22 protein-coding genes and 1 tRNA gene are annotated in these 15,982 nt (G+C 64.3%); 8 read left to right on the plus strand and 15 right to left on the minus strand.

Going from position 1 to position 15,982, the window contains the following annotated elements; translation table 11 throughout:
• Window positions 1–62: 62 nt before the first annotated feature.
• Both K9B33_RS02065 and K9B33_RS23125 read right to left on the minus strand, forming a co-directional pair.
• Complete coding sequence (locus K9B33_RS02065) at window positions 63–1,316, minus strand: type II toxin-antitoxin system HipA family toxin (RefSeq protein ID WP_224546327.1); 1,254 nt, start codon at window positions 1,314–1,316, stop codon at window positions 63–65.
• Entirely contained in the window at window positions 1,313–1,645 is a 333-nt protein-coding gene (locus K9B33_RS23125) for a type II toxin-antitoxin system Y4mF family antitoxin (protein ID WP_318011069.1), read from the minus strand. The genes K9B33_RS02065 and K9B33_RS23125 overlap by 4 nt, the downstream gene beginning before the upstream one ends.
• Window positions 1,646–1,725: 80 nt before the next feature.
• On the opposite strand from K9B33_RS23125, the gene K9B33_RS02075 reads away from it, so the two are divergent.
• A complete protein-coding gene (locus K9B33_RS02075) occupies window positions 1,726–2,340 on the plus strand; it encodes an AbiEi antitoxin N-terminal domain-containing protein (protein WP_224546328.1) in 615 nt (204 codons plus the stop codon).
• On the opposite strand, the gene K9B33_RS02080 is transcribed toward K9B33_RS02075, so the two are convergent.
• The 5 genes from K9B33_RS02080 to K9B33_RS02100 are packed head-to-tail and all read right to left on the minus strand — an operon-like array spanning window position 2,337 to window position 5,181.
• Window positions 2,337–2,573: a helix-turn-helix domain-containing protein gene (locus K9B33_RS02080; RefSeq protein ID WP_318011070.1), complete on the minus strand. Its 237-nt coding sequence runs from the start codon at window positions 2,571–2,573 to the stop codon at window positions 2,337–2,339. The two genes, K9B33_RS02075 and K9B33_RS02080, sit on opposite strands and share 4 nt — an antisense overlap.
• The gene (locus K9B33_RS02085; RefSeq protein WP_224546329.1) at window positions 2,570–2,785 is read right to left on the minus strand and encodes a DUF2274 domain-containing protein; all 216 of its coding nucleotides are present in this window, start codon (window positions 2,783–2,785) and stop codon (window positions 2,570–2,572) included. Before K9B33_RS02085 ends, K9B33_RS02080 begins: the two co-directional genes overlap by 4 nt.
• 10 nt (window positions 2,786–2,795) lie before the next feature.
• Entirely contained in the window at window positions 2,796–4,016 is a 1,221-nt protein-coding gene (locus tag K9B33_RS02090; RefSeq protein WP_224546331.1) for a TrbI/VirB10 family protein, read from the minus strand.
• Window positions 4,013–4,855 (minus strand): P-type conjugative transfer protein TrbG, encoded by an 843-nt coding sequence (gene trbG / locus K9B33_RS02095; RefSeq protein ID WP_224546333.1) that lies wholly within the window; start codon window positions 4,853–4,855, stop codon window positions 4,013–4,015. The genes K9B33_RS02090 and trbG overlap by 4 nt, the downstream gene beginning before the upstream one ends.
• Window positions 4,852–5,181, minus strand: coding sequence for a VirB8/TrbF family protein (locus K9B33_RS02100; protein WP_318011071.1), 330 nt, complete (start codon window positions 5,179–5,181; stop codon window positions 4,852–4,854). The genes trbG and K9B33_RS02100 overlap by 4 nt, the downstream gene beginning before the upstream one ends.
• Window positions 5,182–5,460: 279 nt before the next feature.
• Between K9B33_RS02100 and K9B33_RS02105 the strand changes: the two genes are divergently transcribed.
• A complete protein-coding gene (locus tag K9B33_RS02105) occupies window positions 5,461–6,681 on the plus strand; it encodes a hypothetical protein (protein ID WP_224546335.1) in 1,221 nt (406 codons plus the stop codon).
• Window positions 6,682–6,695: 14 nt separating this feature from the next.
• Here K9B33_RS02105 and K9B33_RS02110 read toward each other — a convergent pair whose 3' ends face one another.
• A complete protein-coding gene (locus tag K9B33_RS02110; RefSeq protein ID WP_224546337.1) occupies window positions 6,696–7,919 on the minus strand; it encodes a tyrosine-type recombinase/integrase in 1,224 nt (407 codons plus the stop codon).
• 162 nt (window positions 7,920–8,081) lie between these two features.
• Window positions 8,082–8,168 (minus strand) — tRNA-Leu (locus K9B33_RS02115).
• Window positions 8,169–8,283: 115 nt separating this feature from the next.
• Between K9B33_RS02115 and K9B33_RS02120 the strand changes: the two genes are divergently transcribed.
• The 3 genes from K9B33_RS02120 (at window position 8,284) to K9B33_RS02130 (ending at window position 10,272) form a co-directional block, all read left to right on the plus strand.
• Complete coding sequence (locus tag K9B33_RS02120; RefSeq protein ID WP_411973976.1) at window positions 8,284–9,066, plus strand: alpha/beta hydrolase; 783 nt, start codon at window positions 8,284–8,286, stop codon at window positions 9,064–9,066.
• Window positions 9,066–9,938 (plus strand): tetratricopeptide repeat protein, encoded by an 873-nt coding sequence (locus K9B33_RS02125; protein ID WP_224546341.1) that lies wholly within the window; start codon window positions 9,066–9,068, stop codon window positions 9,936–9,938. The genes K9B33_RS02120 and K9B33_RS02125 overlap by 1 nt, the downstream gene beginning before the upstream one ends.
• Before the next feature lie 88 nt (window positions 9,939–10,026).
• Window positions 10,027–10,272 (plus strand): hypothetical protein, encoded by a 246-nt coding sequence (locus K9B33_RS02130; protein WP_224546343.1) that lies wholly within the window; start codon window positions 10,027–10,029, stop codon window positions 10,270–10,272.
• Between the two features lie 21 nt (window positions 10,273–10,293).
• On the opposite strand, the gene K9B33_RS02135 is transcribed toward K9B33_RS02130, so the two are convergent.
• Entirely contained in the window at window positions 10,294–11,001 is a 708-nt protein-coding gene (locus K9B33_RS02135) for an SIMPL domain-containing protein (RefSeq protein ID WP_224546345.1), read from the minus strand.
• A gap of 104 nt (window positions 11,002–11,105) precedes the next feature.
• Here K9B33_RS02135 and K9B33_RS02140 point away from each other — a divergent pair, with 104 nt between their 5' ends.
• The 3 genes from K9B33_RS02140 to K9B33_RS02150 are packed head-to-tail and all read left to right on the plus strand — an operon-like array spanning window position 11,106 to window position 12,734.
• Window positions 11,106–11,540: a VOC family protein gene (locus K9B33_RS02140; protein WP_224546347.1), complete on the plus strand. Its 435-nt coding sequence runs from the start codon at window positions 11,106–11,108 to the stop codon at window positions 11,538–11,540.
• Window positions 11,541–11,545: 5 nt separating this feature from the next.
• Window positions 11,546–12,280 (plus strand): hydroxyacylglutathione hydrolase, encoded by a 735-nt coding sequence (gloB, locus tag K9B33_RS02145; protein WP_224546350.1) that lies wholly within the window; start codon window positions 11,546–11,548, stop codon window positions 12,278–12,280.
• Between the two features lie 52 nt (window positions 12,281–12,332).
• Entirely contained in the window at window positions 12,333–12,734 is a 402-nt protein-coding gene (locus tag K9B33_RS02150) for a hypothetical protein (protein ID WP_224546352.1), read from the plus strand.
• A gap of 6 nt (window positions 12,735–12,740) precedes the next feature.
• Here K9B33_RS02150 and K9B33_RS02155 read toward each other — a convergent pair whose 3' ends face one another.
• From K9B33_RS02155 to rpmF, 5 genes are all read right to left on the minus strand, one after another.
• Window positions 12,741–13,091, minus strand: a complete 351-nt coding sequence (locus K9B33_RS02155) for a MerR family transcriptional regulator (protein WP_224546354.1) — start codon at window positions 13,089–13,091, stop codon at window positions 12,741–12,743.
• Window positions 13,092–13,173: 82 nt separating this feature from the next.
• On the minus strand, window positions 13,174–13,470 hold the full coding sequence (gene ihfA / locus K9B33_RS02160) for an integration host factor subunit alpha (protein ID WP_224546356.1): 297 nt from the start codon (window positions 13,468–13,470) through the stop codon (window positions 13,174–13,176).
• 107 nt (window positions 13,471–13,577) lie between these two features.
• A complete protein-coding gene (locus tag K9B33_RS02165; RefSeq protein WP_224546358.1) occupies window positions 13,578–14,546 on the minus strand; it encodes a beta-ketoacyl-ACP synthase III in 969 nt (322 codons plus the stop codon).
• Complete coding sequence (gene plsX / locus K9B33_RS02170; RefSeq protein WP_224546360.1) at window positions 14,543–15,601, minus strand: phosphate acyltransferase PlsX; 1,059 nt, start codon at window positions 15,599–15,601, stop codon at window positions 14,543–14,545. Before plsX ends, K9B33_RS02165 begins: the two co-directional genes overlap by 4 nt.
• Before the next feature lie 33 nt (window positions 15,602–15,634).
• Window positions 15,635–15,814, minus strand: a complete 180-nt coding sequence (rpmF, locus tag K9B33_RS02175) for a 50S ribosomal protein L32 (protein WP_066606737.1) — start codon at window positions 15,812–15,814, stop codon at window positions 15,635–15,637.
• Window positions 15,815–15,982: the final 168 nt, after the last annotated feature.

Here is a 15,982-nt window from a genome sequence, read left to right on the forward strand (position 1 = left end):
ACACAATAACCTAAAATCCGAACGTCCCAGGCAGATCGACCCAAGCCCAGAGGCTGGCCGAGTCATCCCGCCTTGATGAGCAAGCGCCTGGCCCGATCAGCAATCAGATCGGCAAACCTGACAAAGTTCTCACTGCCTGGCAGCCTCTGTTTCAGGCTGCTGTCGGGCGTCTCCAATTGCGCCAAGGTCACTTCACACAACTGCCGTATGCGACGCCGAAGATAAGGGGCACCAATATTGACGTCCTCCGCGAACTGATCCCAGTGGCGCGACTCGATCTCTTCCAGCGTTGCCTTCTTCGCAATTTTCATCGCCAGCTTGGGCGACAGATCGCGATAGGCGACCGTGGAAAGTAGGTCATAGAGCGGCGCAAGCCGGATTGCCCCGTCGATGTGCAGCAGACTGAAATTCTTGGCGTGCGCGTCGGCATTGCCGATGATCAGATTGAAGACGGCTGCATCCGCCAGCTTCAATATGTCGCGCGCGGGGCGGGTGGCGGCCTGGCGTAGCAGAGCGAAGCTGTCCTTGAACGTTGGGCCGCCTTCGCTGGCATATTTGCGCTGTGACGGGATGCCCAACGCCTGGGCAAAATCTTCCTGATGAAGGCGAACCAATCGGCCGTCGGCGTCCCGAGTTCGGTCGTAACGCTCGATCAGCAGGAAGGATTGATCCCGGACCCTCCGCATGGTGACCGACGCCACGTCCAGCCCGATCTCTCGGGCCAAGGTCATGCAGTAATATTCGTTCTCGGTCGTCTGCTCGAACCGCGGGATCGGTGGCTTGAGAATATGGCTGGTGGGCTGCCCCGGTGCCGGGAGCGCGATATGATCGTCGATCAGCAGGACGGGCAGCTTGGACTGCGCGCCCGCCAGGGATAGGCGCAGACCGCCTTCACCGGCGAGCATGGGTCTCATCGGCAGATGCTGCAGTAATTGCAGCAAATGCTCATCATCAAGAATGTCGGGCGCTCCGCTCGCAGGTGCTGGTGGAAGCTGACCTTCCGGTAACAGCATCAGTGCGCCGGCGACTTCGCCACCGAGATGCTCCAGCAACTGGAATTCATTCCCGGCCGAAACGCCTAATGCCCTGGCGATCGCGCTACGCTGCCCCTCTTCCGGCAGAATACCGCCGAAGAAGGAATGGCATACCCGTCTGCCAAACGGCTCGACCTGCTTTGGCAACGAGAAAGACAGCGCTGGCGCGTCGGCGTCTTCGAGCCATTCGGGTGCGTAGCTGAACCCCATGTCGCCATAGTCGTTGAGGTGCAGGAATCCGGCGACCTTACCGCCCCACCATATGGAAAGCTGCTTGCTCATTTGATGCGTGCTGGCGTTGCAATTGAAACATCGCAGCCGAGGGTCGCAAGAACCTGGAATGCCTTGCCCAATTGCAGCGTCGGCTTGCCTGCCTCCAGATCGACGATGAAGCGCACTCCGACACCGCAAGCTGCGGCGAGTTCTTGCTGCCGCAACCCTTGCGCCTTGCGTTCTTCCCGAACGATCCTGCCGAGTGCGTTGCTATCCATTTTCCCGAGCGGGAATATAATCGATCCCGCCAGCCTAAACAAGGCAATTATTCCCGATCGGGAAATTATCTGACGCACGGATCTTCGAAGGGCTGAATTATTCCCGCTCGGGAATTTCATGGCAACTCTACGAAATCAGCCCGAGAAAACCCATGTGACAAAACCTCTGACATATTCTAATTTTACATAGGAATTGTCACATGACCATTAAGACCGCGAACCAGCGTGATCGCCTGACGCGCTTGCTCCAATGCAGCGCCCTTGTGCGTGCTCGGGAACTTCGCAGCGCCGGAATAGCCTCGGAAACGATCGCGCGTGCAGTGAAGGCCGGCGAGATCGAGCGTGTAGCGCGTGGACTCTATCAGCGCCCGGAAGCGCCGATTGATGCTGCTCATGCGCTTGCAGAGACCGTGAAGAAAATCCCGAAGGGGGTGATCGCCATGGTTTCGGCGCTCGCATTCCACGAACTCACCGACCAGATGCCGCGCAGAGTGTGGGTTGCGATCGGCCGTGGAGACTGGTCGCCCGTCGCTTTCTATCCTCCCACGCGGATTATCCGGCTCAGCGAGAAATATCTCCATCAAGGCGTCGAGCATCACATGATTTCGGGCGTCAGCGTCCCGGTCTACTCGGTTCCGAAAACGCTCGCCGATCTGTTTCGAAACTCCAGGCTGGTCGAACGCTCCATTGCGGTGGAGGGGCTGCGCGCGGCCCTTGCCCAGCGCAGAGCGACCCCGGGCGTGATCGCGCAAGCGGCCATCGCCGGCGGCGCATGGCGTATCATGCGGCCTTATCTTGAAGCTCTCACCAGCTAGCGCTCTACCAATCGCTTGATGCATCGGTAGGGGATGAACGTGGACCGCCCGATCTTGACGGTTTCGATCTCGCCGGATTGGATAAGCTCATAGAGCGTCGAACGGCCGATACCCGTCAACTTGACCGCCGTCTTGATCCGAACGGTGAGCGGTTCCATCGGCAGTGCATCCTGCTCGGCTATCGCCTCGAGCGCCTGCTTGCGACGCTCGTCGTCACTCAACCCGCGGGTCATGATCTGGTCCGCGAACGAGCGAAGCTGCGGTCGCTTTCGAGAAAAGCCGTCAGCATCGCGGGGATAAGCTCTGCGACCGGTTCTTCGCGTCCGTAGGCTTCGGCATAGAGCGCGGCGTAATCGGCAAGCGCCTGTTGCAGTTCCGGTAGAACGGAGATCGTCAGCTTCACGGGTGTGCGGTCGGGCAGCTTCCCGAGTTTGAGTTCGGCCATGTCTTTCCTCCTATTCTTTCCAGCGAGTCAAAATGAGATCGCGATGGACGACGAGCCGGACCGGGGCACCGGGCCGGATCGTGATGGTCGGTTGGACCTGCAGATTGCGGGAGGTGATCTGATCGCCGGCGCGGGACACATTCTGCTGCGTGGATTCGCGGATCGCCTGGACGAGATCGCTCTCCCCGCCGAAGGTCACGTTCGCGCCCACGCCAAGCAGGGTCGAGATCGCGACGCCCTTGAGCAATGTCCAGGTGTGGAAATCGACCTTGTCGGCGAGCCCGGCATAGCCCGACGGGTCGGTTGCGGGCACGTTGTCGAGCCGGATCGAACTGCCGTCCGGCAAGATGATCCGCTGCCATACCACCAGCGCGCGCTTCTGCCCGAAGGCGACTACACTATCGTAGCTGCCGATCAGCCGCGCGCCCTGCGGAATGAGAAGGATGTTGCCCGTTGCGCTGTCGAAGACGCGTTCGGTCACCTGGGCGGTGACGAGGCCGGGGAGGTCGGACCTGAGTCCGGTGATCAGGCTCGCCGCGATGACACTGCCGGCGGACAGCATGTTTGGCGACGCTGGCGGGCTCAACCGATGCTCGTTGACGTCGCCGCCGGTGTCGCGCGCTGCGACGAAGTCGGCCTTGCGCTGCTGGGCATTGGGATCGCGATCAGGATCTATAGCGAGCCGCGACGCATCGGTGACTGCGACCGGTGGCGAGGATGGCGCCGCATCGGCGCTGCGGGTCGGATCGGTGCGATTGCCGGATTGCACCAGCAATCTCGACTCGCGCGCCGCCTTCAGCTCCGCCGCGCGCCGATCGCGTTCGGTCGCGGGGGCCTGTTCCGCGCGACCGGTTTCTCCGCTCGCCGGCGCGATGCCCATCGCGCGCTGATGATCGAGGATCGGCCGGCCGAGATCGCCCGGCAATGGCGGTCCGAGCTTGGGCACGTCGTCATAGCTCCCCGGCAGTCCGCTCAGCGTATCGGCCGGCGCCTTCGCCGCGACCGTCCGGTCGTCGCTTTGTCCAGCGAGGTGCAGCGCGGACGGCCGCAGCGCGACCCAGGCCGTCGCGATCAGGCTGACGGAGCCGAGCGCCGCGATGGCCACGACGGCTCCCCGCTTGAAGCGGATCGCCCGCGCAGGCTGGGCGCGAAGCGCCAGCGTTTCCGGATCCACCTTGCCCGGTGCGGCGGGGGTTTCGGGTACCGGTGGGGCTGCCGCCTCGACGGTCATGATCCCCTCCGCTTGGGTGCGCCTTCCGCCACCCTGCTGATGCGGACAATCTGCTGGTGCTTCGTGCCAAGGCGAAGCTCGGCGACGTCGAAGATCCGATCGACGACGTAGTAGCGGCCTTTCACGCGATAGTTGACGAGCTGGGCATCGCCTTTCCTGTCCACCAGGAAGATGGGCGGTGCCTCGCCGACGGCCAGCGTCGCCGGGAATTCAATGAAGGTCTGCCGCCCGTCGTCAAAAGCACGAAATGGCCGCCAGGCCGGTCGATCGCCCGATACGGCATAATTGAAGTGAAGCTGCTCGACCTCGATCCCGGCCGCCACTGGAGCCGCCGCCTCGGTCGCTTCGGCGGCGCGCTTCAGTGCGATCAGCGCATCCTGGGGATAGGTCCAGGAGAGCGCGGCCATCGCCGTCTTCGCCATGCTGGTCAGCGCGATATGATAGCTGCGCCGGTCGGTGGTTATGACGAGATTCGTGGACAGGCCGGCGCTGAACGGCTTGACCAGCACATGGGTTCGCTTCTCCGTGCCCGATCCGCTGGTGGTATCGCCGATCACCCAGCGCACCGTGTCACCGCTGGCGACGGCGATCAGCGTCTCACCCGGTTGCAGCGCGATGTCAGTCACCCGCTCGGGGGCAGTGATGACATGATAGATGGCGCCATCGGCGAATGGATAGACCTGCACGGCGCTGATGAAGCCCTGCGCGACGGGTTCGATCGTCGCTGCGCGGTTGGCCGCGGCGACCGGCGTGGTTTTGTGTGTGGTCGCCTCGGCGGGTTGGGCAGCAAGGAACAGGCAAGGCGCCAACAGCGCGGCGGTTGCGAGAGTTCTGGTCATGGCTGGGTCTCCGGATTAGCTGTCGGTTGAGCGGCAAGGTTCGGGTCGAGCGGCGAGCCGAGCGGCACGTTGCTGGGCGGCTGCGCGCTGCGCGCTGGAGCAGTCGACGCCGCAGGCTCGAGTTCGCGGCTCCAGTCGATCGCGTCGATGTAGATGCCGAGCGGGTTCTTGCGGAGCGTGTCGGCCGATACCGGCGGCTTGGTCAGGATCGTCAGGATGCCGGTCCAGTGGGAGGAGCCTGCCTCACTGCCACGTTCGTAGGCCGTCTCGGTCCATTTGACATGAGAACACGCGCCGACGCCTTTGGCCGCGAACGGCTTGGACATGCGCGTCGGCCACCCGGCCGCACGATGGCGGGTAAATCATCCCATGCGAGGTTCTCACGCCTCGGCACCGCCAAAAAAGCGGTGCCAGATCAGACTAATGCAGGATCGAAGAGAAGCAAGCCCGGGGTTTCGGGTTGTGATCGGCCCGCGGCGTGGACGATCAGGCGTCCTGGCCAACGCATGAAACGCCGATTGCCGGCCACTCGGGTGCGGAAAAACTTTCGCGAGAAATTACCAGGGATGATCGCGCCTGAAGTGTCTGCCGTCAGGCGACATAGGATGAAGGGCAGTCTTGTTGGTGAGATGGCAGTGAACAGTGCGAAACGGACGAATTCAGAAAGTGACCCGGTTGGTCCCGCCAGCCTGACCCGCCAGGAACTTCATGCGCTGGTCTGGGCACATCCCGTCAGCCATCTCGCCAAGCGGTTCGGGATATCCGACCAAGGGCTGGCCAAGATTTGCGATCGGTTCGACATTCCACGTCCTCGAGCCGGGCATTGGAACAAGATCGCCGCAGGCAAAGGCATCGCTACGCCGGCATTGCCGCCTGCCAGGACCGGCACGGACGAGACGATCACGATTGTCCCGCCCACTGCTGGAGGCGTCACGCCAGTCGGGCACAGCGCTCTCGCGGCCGCGCGCCAAAACGCCAGGCCGGTACACGTAACCGAGCGTCTGTCGGATCCGCATCCCATCATTGCCGGTTGGCTTGCGGATCGAAAGGAGGCCATCGCGAAGGGACGGTCGGTCGCCGACATCTGGGCCAACCGACCGGTTCCTGCCGCGCCTTTTACGCCAACCGAACGGCGCCGTCTCAGGCTACTCGATGCACTGCTCAAGGCGCTGGAGGCGGCGCAGGTCGTAGTCACCGAGAACGGTCGGCGTGGACTCGTTGCCCGGTGCGGACGAGACGAGATCGAATTTCAGGTGAAGCCCAAGCTTAAGGAGGTGCGGCAACCGCTCACCCCCGAGGAGAGGCGATGGTACGCCGGCAAAGAATACAGGCGCGAACTGGTCGAGACCGATACGCTGGTTTTCGAGGTCAAACGCTGGTTGCCCGGCGACTTGCCGCACAAATGGCAGGACGGTCGCAAGGGCACGATCGAGACAATGGCTGGTGATATCCTGGTGACCCTGCTTGCCGCATTCCCCTTGATGGCGATGGCGCGCGAACGGGCGGAGGAGCGGGAACGGCTGCGACAAATCGAGGAGCGCCGCCGATATGAGCTGCAGCAGCAACGGAAGCTCGAGGAGAACCGCTTTCGGCGTTTGCTCGAACATGCCGGCAAGTGGCGCGAAGCCGAGCTTGCCCGAGACTTTCTCGGCGCGCTTCGTGCCGCGATCCCGGACTCCACGTCGCTCATCGACGGCAAACCGGCCGGCGAGTGGCTGGAATGGGCGGAGGCGCGCGCGTCACTCCATGACCCGCTTCAGTCGGACCCGCTCGGGATATTCGAATCGATCGCCAAGGTCACGAACTGGACCTATCGCGATACCTGATCAGGATCGGCCTTTCAGCCGCGAGCAAAGTTCGGCTTCAGCACCTTGGCGCCGTCGCGCAACTGGTCGAGATGATCGGACCAGTGCTGCATCATGCGCACGCGCTCGTCCCAATATTCGCCGCGGGTGTAGGCACGCCGGATGGCGTTGGTCTCCATATGGGCGAGTTGGCGTTCGATGGCGTCGGGATTGAACTTGCCCGTTTCGTTGAGCAGCGTCGCCGCCATCGCCCGAAAACCGTGCGCCGTCATCTCCTCCTGGCCGAAGCCGAGCGCCCGGAGCGCCGCATTGATGGTATTCTCCGACATCGGGCGACGCGGCGAGCGGAAGGAGGGAAAGCAGTATTTCCCCGTGCCTGTCAGTTCCCAGAGCTGCTCGAAGAGCTTGGTTGCCTGCGTGGACAGCGGCACCCGGTGCGGCCGCCGCATCTTCATCTTCTGCTCGGGAATGTTCCAGACCGAACGGTCGAAGTCGAACTCGCTCCACTCGGCCTGGCGCAATTCGCCGGGGCGCACGAACAGGTGCGCCGACAGCCTGAGCCCGAACAGGGTGATGGCATGGCCGGTATAGCCTTCGATCGCGCGCATGAGTTCGCCCGCGCCCTTGTCCGTGGTGATGGCGGCGAGATGCTTGGCCTTGGGCACGGTGAGCGCGCCGCGCAGGTCGCGTGCCGGATCGGTTTCGGCCCGCGTGGTCGCGATGGCATAGCGGAACACGCGACCAAGCACGCTGCGCATGCGCCGTGCGCTTTCGTAGCGGCCAGTGGCCTCGATCGAGCGGAGGACAACAAGCACCTCCTGCGCCGTGATCTTGGCGACGGGGCGATTGCCGATCCTGGGATAGGCCTTGTCGAGCAGCCAGCGAATCTTGCTGAGGGTGATCTCGGCCATCCCTTCGCGTTCCTGCTTGGCGACCCATTCCTCGGCGACCAGCTTGAAGCTGTTCTCCTCGGACAGCATTTCGCGCGCGGTGGCGAGCTTGGCCTCGTGCGAAGGATCGAGGCCGGCCGCGATCAGCTTGCGCGCTTCGTCGCGCCGCTCGCGCGCATCGCCGAGACCGACATCGGGCCATGCGCCGAAGGAGAGCGTGCGCTGCTTGCCGAGATAGGCATAGTTCAGCCGCCAGAGCTTCCGGCCGTTCGGCTTGACGAGGAGATAGAGGCCGGCGCCGTCGGTGAGCTTGTATTCGCGCTCCCTCGGCCTGGCGCTCGTAACGGTCGTCGCGTAGAGTTTTCCCATGGTATCGGCCCGTCCATAAGGGGCCTTCGATACCATGCAGGATACCATATTTGTTCCCGATTGGTGCCGGATCAGCCCGGATTTGACCGGACGGTCTTAGCACAAAAAGTGGCTGAAATCAGCCACTTTTCGGACGTCCTCGGATGTCCCCGGAAGAACAAATGGTGCCCAGAAGAGGACTCGAACCTCCACGACCTTGCGATCGCCAGCACCTGAAGCTGGTGCGTCTACCAATTCCGCCATCTGGGCACGGGGTAGGAGGGCGCCTCTAACCGGGTCCCCCAATGCTGTCAACGCATTGTCTCCAATATTTTTCTCGCCATCGCAAAAAGCCGGTCTAAGGCGGAATCGTCGTCACAAGATCATGAAGGATGCAACCGTGAACGCTATTCCCGCCACCCCGCCCGCGCTGTTTGCCCGGCCTGACGGGCTGCGCCTGGCCTATCGGCGACAGGGTGGCGTCGGACCGACGATCGTCTTCCTGCCCGGCTACATGTCCGACATGGAGGGCAGCAAGGCGGTCGCGCTGGAGCGGTGGGCCACAGAGCAGGGTCGCGCGATGCTGCGGCTGGACTATGCCGGTTGCGGCGCCAGCGAAGGCCGCTTTGTCGACGGGACGCTAGCGAGTTGGCGCGACGATGTGCTGTTGCTGCTGGACGCATTGACGCAGGGGCCGGTGGTGCTGGTCGGATCGTCCATGGGTGGGTGGCTGGCGTTGCTGGTGGCACTTGCACGGCCGAACCGCGTGGTGGGGGTGGTCGGCATCGCCGCCGCGCCCGACTTCACCGAATGGGGCTTTACCGACGCGGACAAGGCGCTGCTGACGACCGAGGGGCGGATCGAGGAGCCGTCACCATATAGCGAAGACCCTTATGTCACGACGCTGGCCTTCTGGCAGTCGGGGCAGGCATTGCGGCTGCTGGAGGGCGAGATCGCGATCGATTGCCCGGTGCGGCTGCTCCACGGTCAGCAGGACAAGGACGTGCCCTGGTATGTGGCGGTGAAGGCGGCGGCGCGGCTGCGTTCATCGGATGTGCAGACGTTGCTGATTAAGGACGGCGACCATCGTCTGTCGCGCGACGGCGACATCGCCCTGTTGATCCGCACCGTCGCCAGCCTGTTGGCCCAAATTGTGGATACCCATTGATGCTCCTTTTCCTGCCGATCCTGCTCCAGGCCTATGATCCCGAGATCGAGGCGGTGATGAACCGCAGCCGCAAGGAGAAGCAGGAAGAGCGCGCCGCTGCAGCGGCGGCGGCGGCGTCTCCTGCGGCGACGGCCCCGGCGCGGGCGGATGGGAAGATCCCCGTTCCCGCCAAATTCGCCGCGCCCTTCCAGGCGTGCCTGGACCAGGCGATCGAATCGCCCGACGCCGGGATCGCCTTCGCCCAGAAATGGCGGATCGACGGAGGCGGCTTCTACGCGCGCCACTGTATGGGCTTCGCCTATGCGCGCGCCGAGCGCTGGACGCCCGCGATCGTCGCCTTCGAGCAGGCGGCCGAGGAAGCCGAGCGCAGTGGCGAGATGGTGGAGGCGGCGCGGCTATGGGCGCAGGCCGGCAATGCCGCGATGGCGAGCGGCGACCTGCCCAAGGCGCGGGGCGATTTCGATGCGGCGCTGGCGCGCGGACTGCCCGACGGGCTGGAAAAGGGCGAGGTCCATCTGGACCGGGCGCGGGCGCTGGTGGCGCTGAACGAGCCGGATGCGGCGCGCGATTCGCTGGACATCGCACTGGTACAGGCGCCCAAAGACCCGCTGGGCTGGCTGTTGTCGGCGACGCTGGCGCGCCGGTCGGGCGAGATGAGCTTGGCGCAGGCGCATATAGCGCGCGCGGTGCAATTGTCGCCCGACGATGCCTCCGTGGCGCTGGAGGAGGGCAATATCGCGGTCCTGACCGATCATGAGGACATTGCGCGCGCGGCCTGGGCGCGGGCGATGAGGCTGGCCCCGGACGCGCCGTCCGGCAAGGCGGCGGCGGACAATCTGTCGCGGCTCCCGGTCGCCCAGCCTGCACGTTAAGATCACCAGCAAGACTTTGTAACGGAACCGCTTTCGCCTTCGCCCCGTTCGCTCGTCCGTAGCGGGATTGCGTGAAGGAGACAGCGAGTTGGACAGTTATTGGAAGAAAAGCGCGGCGATCGGCCTGCTGCTGGTCGGTGCGATGGCGACCACCGCCTGTTCGCGCGGCGCGACGCGCGGCGGCCTGATCGGCGGCGCCGGCGGCGCGGTCGTGGGCAGCGCCACCGGTCTTGGCACAGTGGAAGGCGCGGCGATCGGTGGCGCCGTCGGCGCGGTCATCGGCGACAAGGAAGATCGCTGTTCGCGTCGGGATCGTCGCCGGGGCCGGTGCTGAGACGGAGGGGGAGGCTGGCCGTTATTTGAGGTAGAAGTCGACGGTCGTGACGACGCGCACCTTCTTGTAAGGCGTGTCGCTCGATCCGTCGCCGCCTTCGCCATCGCGGGCGTCGATCGAGAAATAGCCCTGGGTGGCGCTCTTGATACCCCCTACCCCGGACCCCGAATCCTTGGCGAACTGTTCGGCCGCGGCGCGGGCGTCCTTCGTGGCGGCGGCGACCATGTCGGGCTTCACGTCGTTCAGCCTGGTGAAGCTGTATTTCATGCCCGACCCTTCCTGCAGCGTCACGCCGCGACGGACGAGGTCGAATTGCTGCGCCACCGCCTTTTCCGCGCGGGCGATGTCGGTCGTGCGCAGCAGCATCCGCTGGGTGATGGTGATATTGTTGACGCCATTGTTGAGATATTGGTTCACCCCCGCGCCGGTCGGGGTCAGTTCGCCCGGCTTGAAGCCGAGGCCGGTGAAATAGGCCTGCAATTCCTTGGTGTTATTGTCGATTTCGGCGCGAACGGTCGGCAGGTCGAAGCCGGTCGCGGAATAGCTGATCGACCAGGTGGCGAGGTCCGCCGTCACGTCCTTTTCTGCCAGGCCCCGCACCGTGACCGAGCGGTCCGCCGCCTTGGCCCGTTTCAGCCCGTCGCCCAGCAGATAGCCGCCCGCGATCGCACCGAACGCCAGCAGCGCCGCGCCGCCCAGCAAAACCTTGTCCCGCATTTCCAACGCCATTTGATGCTTTCCTCTTCCGTCCGGGGATGCGCGACCTTATCTTGGGAACATAGCTACGATCGCCGAGATGAACCGTTGCTTTATAGCGACGAACGGAGACAGATTTGCCCAAATTCCTGCATAGCATGATCCGCGTCAGTGACGTCGGCAAGAGCATCGCCTTTTTCGACCTGCTGGGGCTGAAGGAAGTCAAACGCTTCGACAGCGAGCAAGGGCGTTTCACGCTGGTCTATCTCGCCGCGCCGGGCGACGAGGACGCGCAGGTCGAGCTGACCTACAACTGGCCGCCGAGCGATGGCAGCGCGGCCGAAACCTATGATGGCGGGCGCAATTTCGGCCATATCGCGTATCAGGTCGAGAATATCTACGACACCTGCCAGCGCCTGATGGACGCCGGCGTCACGATCAACCGGCCGCCGCGTGACGGGCATATGGCGTTCGTGCGGACGCCGGACGCTATTTCGATCGAACTGTTGCAGGACGGGCGGCTGGAACCGGCCGAGCCCTGGGCGTCGATGCCCAATATCGGCGTCTGGTGAACGCCATGCTGGAGGTTGTCCGCATCCCCGTGCTCAACGACAATTATGTCTGGCTGCTCCACGACGGGGCAAGCGACGAAACCGTCGCCATCGATCCGGCGGTGGCGGAACCGGTGTTGCAGGCGGCGGCCGCGCGCGGCTGGACCATCGGCCAGATATGGAACACCCATTGGCATGGCGATCATGTCGGCGGCAATGCGGCGATCAAGGCGGCAGCAGAGGCATGGGGCGGATGCATCATCACCGGCCCGGCGGCGGAGGCCGAGAAGATCGGCACGCTGGACCGGACGGTGGTCGAAGGCGACAGCGTGCGGATCGGCGACCATGTCGCTGCGGTGATGGCGGTGCCGGCGCATACGGCGGGGCATATCGCCTATCATCTGGCCGACGATCAGATCCTGTTCGTGGGCGACACGCTATTCGCCATGGGCTGCGGCCGGCTGTTCGAAGGGACGGCGGCGCAGATGTTCAGCAATATGACGCGCTTCGCCGCGCTGCCGGACGACACGATCGTCTATTGCGCGCATGAATATACGCTCTCCAACGGCCGCTTTGCGCTGGGCGTGGAGCCGGGCAACGCCGCGCTGGCACGACGGGTCGCGGCGGTGGAGGCGGCGCGGTCGCGCGGCGAGGCGACGGTGCCGACCAGCATCGGGCTGGAGCGGGACACGAATATCTTCATGCGCGCGCGCAATGTGGCGGAACTGGCCGAACGGCGCGCGGCAAAGGACGCGGCCTGACGGTTTTTGCGCTATGGCGGCGTCCTAGATGCGGAGATGATGGAGAATCGCGATGCGCGGATGGATTGGGATGGCGCCGCTGCTGCTGGCGGCCTGCACCGGCAGCTATAAGCCGACGCCGCTGACCGACAAGCAGGCCACGAAACTCGACAAGGCGCTGGCCGGCAAGGTGGCGGGCGAGAAGGTCAGTTGCATCAATCGCGAACCGCAGACCAACCTGACGGTCATCAGCAACAATGTCCTGCTCTACAAGGTCAACCGCAAGCTGGTGTACAAGAATGACCTGATCGGCAGTTGCAGCGGCCTGACCTATGGCGACACGATGATCGTGCGCAGCTATGGATCGCAAATGTGCCGGGGCGACTTCACCACCACCGCCAATTTGCAGACGGGCATCACGACCGGCGCCTGCGCGCTGGGCGACTTCATACCCTATCGCGCACCGAAGCCATAAACAGGGTCAGTCGCCGATCGCTCTGGCGAGGGCGGTACGGACGGCCATAAGGCGGGCCAGAAGGTCCGAAGGATCCAGCGGCGCAGCCTTGACGACGGGCATGGCGGGCGCATGGCCATTGCCATCCACCAGCGCCTTTTGCGCGCCCTTGACGGTGAAACCCTCGACATTGAGCAATTGGTGGATGCGGCGCGCAAGCGCGACGTCGGTGGGCCGATAATAGCGGCGGTTGCCCGATCGCTGTAGCGGACGCAGTTGTGGGAAACGCGTTTCCCAATAGCGCAATATATGCTGGGGAAGACCAAGCTCGCCGGCCAGCTCGCTGATGGTCAGAAATGCACCCTCTGCCTTTTCCATGACAGCGATGTTGCACCCATAATCGACCGGACGTCAACTATGGTAAAGCAATGGTAATGCTGGAAAAGCGGCCAGCCGCACTTTAAACTGCGGCGACCCGGTCGCGCATTGTCTGGCTGGCGCGGAAGGTGAGCACCCGGCGCGGTTCGATCGGCACTTCGACGCCGGTCTTGGGATTGCGGCCCATACGTTCCGTCTTGTCGCGCAGGACGAAGGTGCCGAAGCTGGAAATCTTCACATTCTCCCCGCGTTCGAGCGCGCAGGACATATGTTCGAGGATCGATTCGACCAGCGCCGCGGCTTCCGCCCGCGACAGGCCGACATGGCGGTTCACGCTTTCAGCCAGGTCCGCCCGCGTCAAGGTTGCATTGCCGGTCATCGAACATCCCCACTTCATGGCCCCAGCGACCATCTTCGCGGATGATCTGTCTGAAATGTGATCGATTCGCAGCGCTTTGGCAAGCGCCGCCTATCCTGCGTGCAGGCCTAAAGCCGCAGGACGCACGCGCCCCAGGTGAAGCCGCCGCCCATCGCTTCCAGCACGACCAGATCGCCCGCCTTGATCCGGCCGTCGCGCACCGCATGGTCGAGCGCCAGCGGCACGGACGCGGCGGAAGTATTGGCGTGCCGATCAACCGTCACCACCACCCGGTCGGGCGACAATTTGAGCTTGCGCGCAGTTGCGTCGAGGATGCGGGCATTGGCCTGGTGCGGCACCAGCCAGTCGATCTCGTCGGTGGTGAGGCCCGCAATGTCCATCACTTCCCGCAGTACCGAGGCGAGATTGACCACGGCGTGGCGGAAGACTTCCTGGCCGCGCATCCGCAGCTTGCCCACCGTCTGGGTCGTGGACGGGCCGCCGTCGACATAGAGAAGCTGGTTGTGACGGCCATCGGCATGGAGCTTGGCGGCGAGGATGCCCCGCGCGCCGTCCGCGCTCTCCTCCGCCCCCAGCACCACGGCGCCGGCGCCGTCGCCGAACAGGACGCAGGTCGTGCGGTCTTCCCAGTCGAGGATGCGGCTGAAGGTTTCCGACCCGATCACCAGCGCACGGTTGGCCGCGCCGGATCGGATCATGCTGTCGGCCACGGTCACGGCGTAGAGAAAGCCCGAACAGACCGCCGCTACATCGAACGCCACGCAATCGTCGATGCCCAGTGCCGCCTGCACCTTGGTCGCGGCGGCCGGGAAGGTCTGGTCGGGGGTCGCCGTCGCCAGGATGATGAGGTCGATATCCTGCGCGGCGATGCCCGCCGCTTCGATCGCCTGACGCGCAGCGTCGGCGGCCAGGCTGGCCGTAGTTTCGCCTTCGCCCGCGATATAGCGGTTGCGGATGCCGGTGCGCTCGACGATCCATTCGTCGCTGGTGTCGACGGTCTGCGCCAGTTCGGCATTGCTGACCGCACGAACGGGCAGGGCCGAGCCCGTGCCGAGCAGGATGGAGCGGCGGATCACTTGACGGGCTGCTCCAGCTTGGACGCGGCGGCCGACAGCGACTGGATGCCCGCCATGTCGGCGGCGATCCGGCGGGTGATGTCTTCCTCCAGCAGGCGCGCGGCGACATGGACGGCGTTGGCCACGCCCTTGTCGTTCGCGCTGCCATGGCTCTTCACGACCACGCCGTTGAGGCCGAGGAAGACCGCGCCATTGTGGTTGTTGGGGTCGAGATGATGCTTGAGCAGGTGCATGGCGGGCTTGGAGATCAGGAAGCCGATCTTCGAGCGGATCGAACTGGTGAACGCCTTGCGCAGCACATCGGTGACGAAACGGGCAGTGCCCTCCGCCGTCTTGAGCGCCACATTGCCGGAAAAACCGTCGCACACGATCACGTCGGCGTCGCCGCGCGCGATCTTGTCGCCTTCGGTGAATCCGTCGAACTGGAGCGGCAGAGTCTTTGCGCTACGCAGCACGGCGGCGGCGTCGCGAATCTCGTCGGTGCCCTTGAGGTCTTCGGTGCCGATGTTGAGCAGGCGCACGCGCGGCCGTTCAAGGTCGAAGGCGATGCGCGAATAGGCCGCGCCCATTACCGCGAACTGGACGAGGTTGCGGGCGTCGCACTCGGTATTGGCGCCCAGGTCCAGCATGACGACGTCATTGTCGCCCAGCGTCGGCAGCAAGGCCGCCAGGGCGGGACGATCGACGCCCGGCATGGTGCGCAACGCCAGCTTCGCCATCGCCATCAGCGCGCCGGTATTGCCGGCAGACACGGCCGCGCCCGCCTGACCCGATTTCACGGCGGCGATCGCCATGCTCATCGAGCTGCTCTTCTTGCGGATCGCCACGCTCGGCTTGTCGGAACCCGCCACGACGGTGTCGGCATGGACGATTTCCGACGCCGCGCGCAGGTTGGGGTGATGATCGAGCGCAGCCTTGATCTGCGTCTCGTCGCCAAACAGGGTGAAGCGCAGCCCGTCATGACGGTGGCGGGCCAAAGCCACGCCTGCCATCATCACGCGCACGCCTTCGTCCCCGCCCATCGCGTCTATTGCGATTCGCGGCTGACTGGACACTCAGATCACCCCTTTGCGGAGATGGGGATGGGCTTACGCCCCGACGGCGACGATTTCGCGGCCGTTATAATGCCCGCAGGCGTCGCACAGATTGTGGGGACGCTTCAGCTCGCCGCAGTTGGAGCATTCCTGAAATGCTTCGACGCGCAGCGAATCGTGGCTACGGCGCATACCGCGCTTGGAGGGGGACGTTTTCCTTTTGGGGACAGCCATGTCGGCACCTTGTTCCGTATAATATCAAGTTGTACGACCGGCCAGTTCCGAACAGAAAAGCTGACGCCAACGGCGCCGCAGACCCATGCGGCCCGGGTGATCGCGAAGCCCTGCGCCTATAGCGCTTTTTGTCGGGGGTGCAAGGCTTTCCTTTCCCATTGGCCTTTC

Source organism: Sphingobium sp. 3R8, assembly GCF_020166615.1.
Classification (GTDB): domain Bacteria; phylum Pseudomonadota; class Alphaproteobacteria; order Sphingomonadales; family Sphingomonadaceae; genus Sphingobium; species Sphingobium bisphenolicum.

Coding starts and splice junctions, on each gene's coding strand:
- K9B33_RS02065 (WP_224546327.1), bottom strand. CDS start 1,316: ATGAGCAAGCAGCTTTCCATATGGTGGGGCGGTAAGGTCGCCGGATTC.
- K9B33_RS23125 (WP_318011069.1), bottom strand. CDS start 1,645: ATGAAATTCCCGAGCGGGAATAATTCAGCCCTTCGAAGATCCGTGCGT.
- K9B33_RS02075 (WP_224546328.1), top strand. CDS start 1,726: ATGACCATTAAGACCGCGAACCAGCGTGATCGCCTGACGCGCTTGCTC.
- K9B33_RS02080 (WP_318011070.1), bottom strand. CDS start 2,573: ATGACCCGCGGGTTGAGTGACGACGAGCGTCGCAAGCAGGCGCTCGAG.
- K9B33_RS02085 (WP_224546329.1), bottom strand. CDS start 2,785: ATGGCCGAACTCAAACTCGGGAAGCTGCCCGACCGCACACCCGTGAAG.
- K9B33_RS02090 (WP_224546331.1), bottom strand. CDS start 4,016: ATGACCGTCGAGGCGGCAGCCCCACCGGTACCCGAAACCCCCGCCGCA.
- trbG (WP_224546333.1), bottom strand. CDS start 4,855: ATGACCAGAACTCTCGCAACCGCCGCGCTGTTGGCGCCTTGCCTGTTC.
- K9B33_RS02100 (WP_318011071.1), bottom strand. CDS start 5,181: ATGTCCAAGCCGTTCGCGGCCAAAGGCGTCGGCGCGTGTTCTCATGTC.
- K9B33_RS02105 (WP_224546335.1), top strand. CDS start 5,461: ATGAAGGGCAGTCTTGTTGGTGAGATGGCAGTGAACAGTGCGAAACGG.
- K9B33_RS02110 (WP_224546337.1), bottom strand. CDS start 7,919: ATGGGAAAACTCTACGCGACGACCGTTACGAGCGCCAGGCCGAGGGAG.
- K9B33_RS02120 (WP_411973976.1), top strand. CDS start 8,284: ATGAAGGATGCAACCGTGAACGCTATTCCCGCCACCCCGCCCGCGCTG.
- K9B33_RS02125 (WP_224546341.1), top strand. CDS start 9,066: ATGCTCCTTTTCCTGCCGATCCTGCTCCAGGCCTATGATCCCGAGATC.
- K9B33_RS02135 (WP_224546345.1), bottom strand. CDS start 11,001: ATGGCGTTGGAAATGCGGGACAAGGTTTTGCTGGGCGGCGCGGCGCTG.
- gloB (WP_224546350.1), top strand. CDS start 11,546: ATGCTGGAGGTTGTCCGCATCCCCGTGCTCAACGACAATTATGTCTGG.
- K9B33_RS02150 (WP_224546352.1), top strand. CDS start 12,333: ATGCGCGGATGGATTGGGATGGCGCCGCTGCTGCTGGCGGCCTGCACC.
- K9B33_RS02155 (WP_224546354.1), bottom strand. CDS start 13,091: ATGGAAAAGGCAGAGGGTGCATTTCTGACCATCAGCGAGCTGGCCGGC.
- ihfA (WP_224546356.1), bottom strand. CDS start 13,470: ATGACCGGCAATGCAACCTTGACGCGGGCGGACCTGGCTGAAAGCGTG.
- rpmF (WP_066606737.1), bottom strand. CDS start 15,814: ATGGCTGTCCCCAAAAGGAAAACGTCCCCCTCCAAGCGCGGTATGCGC.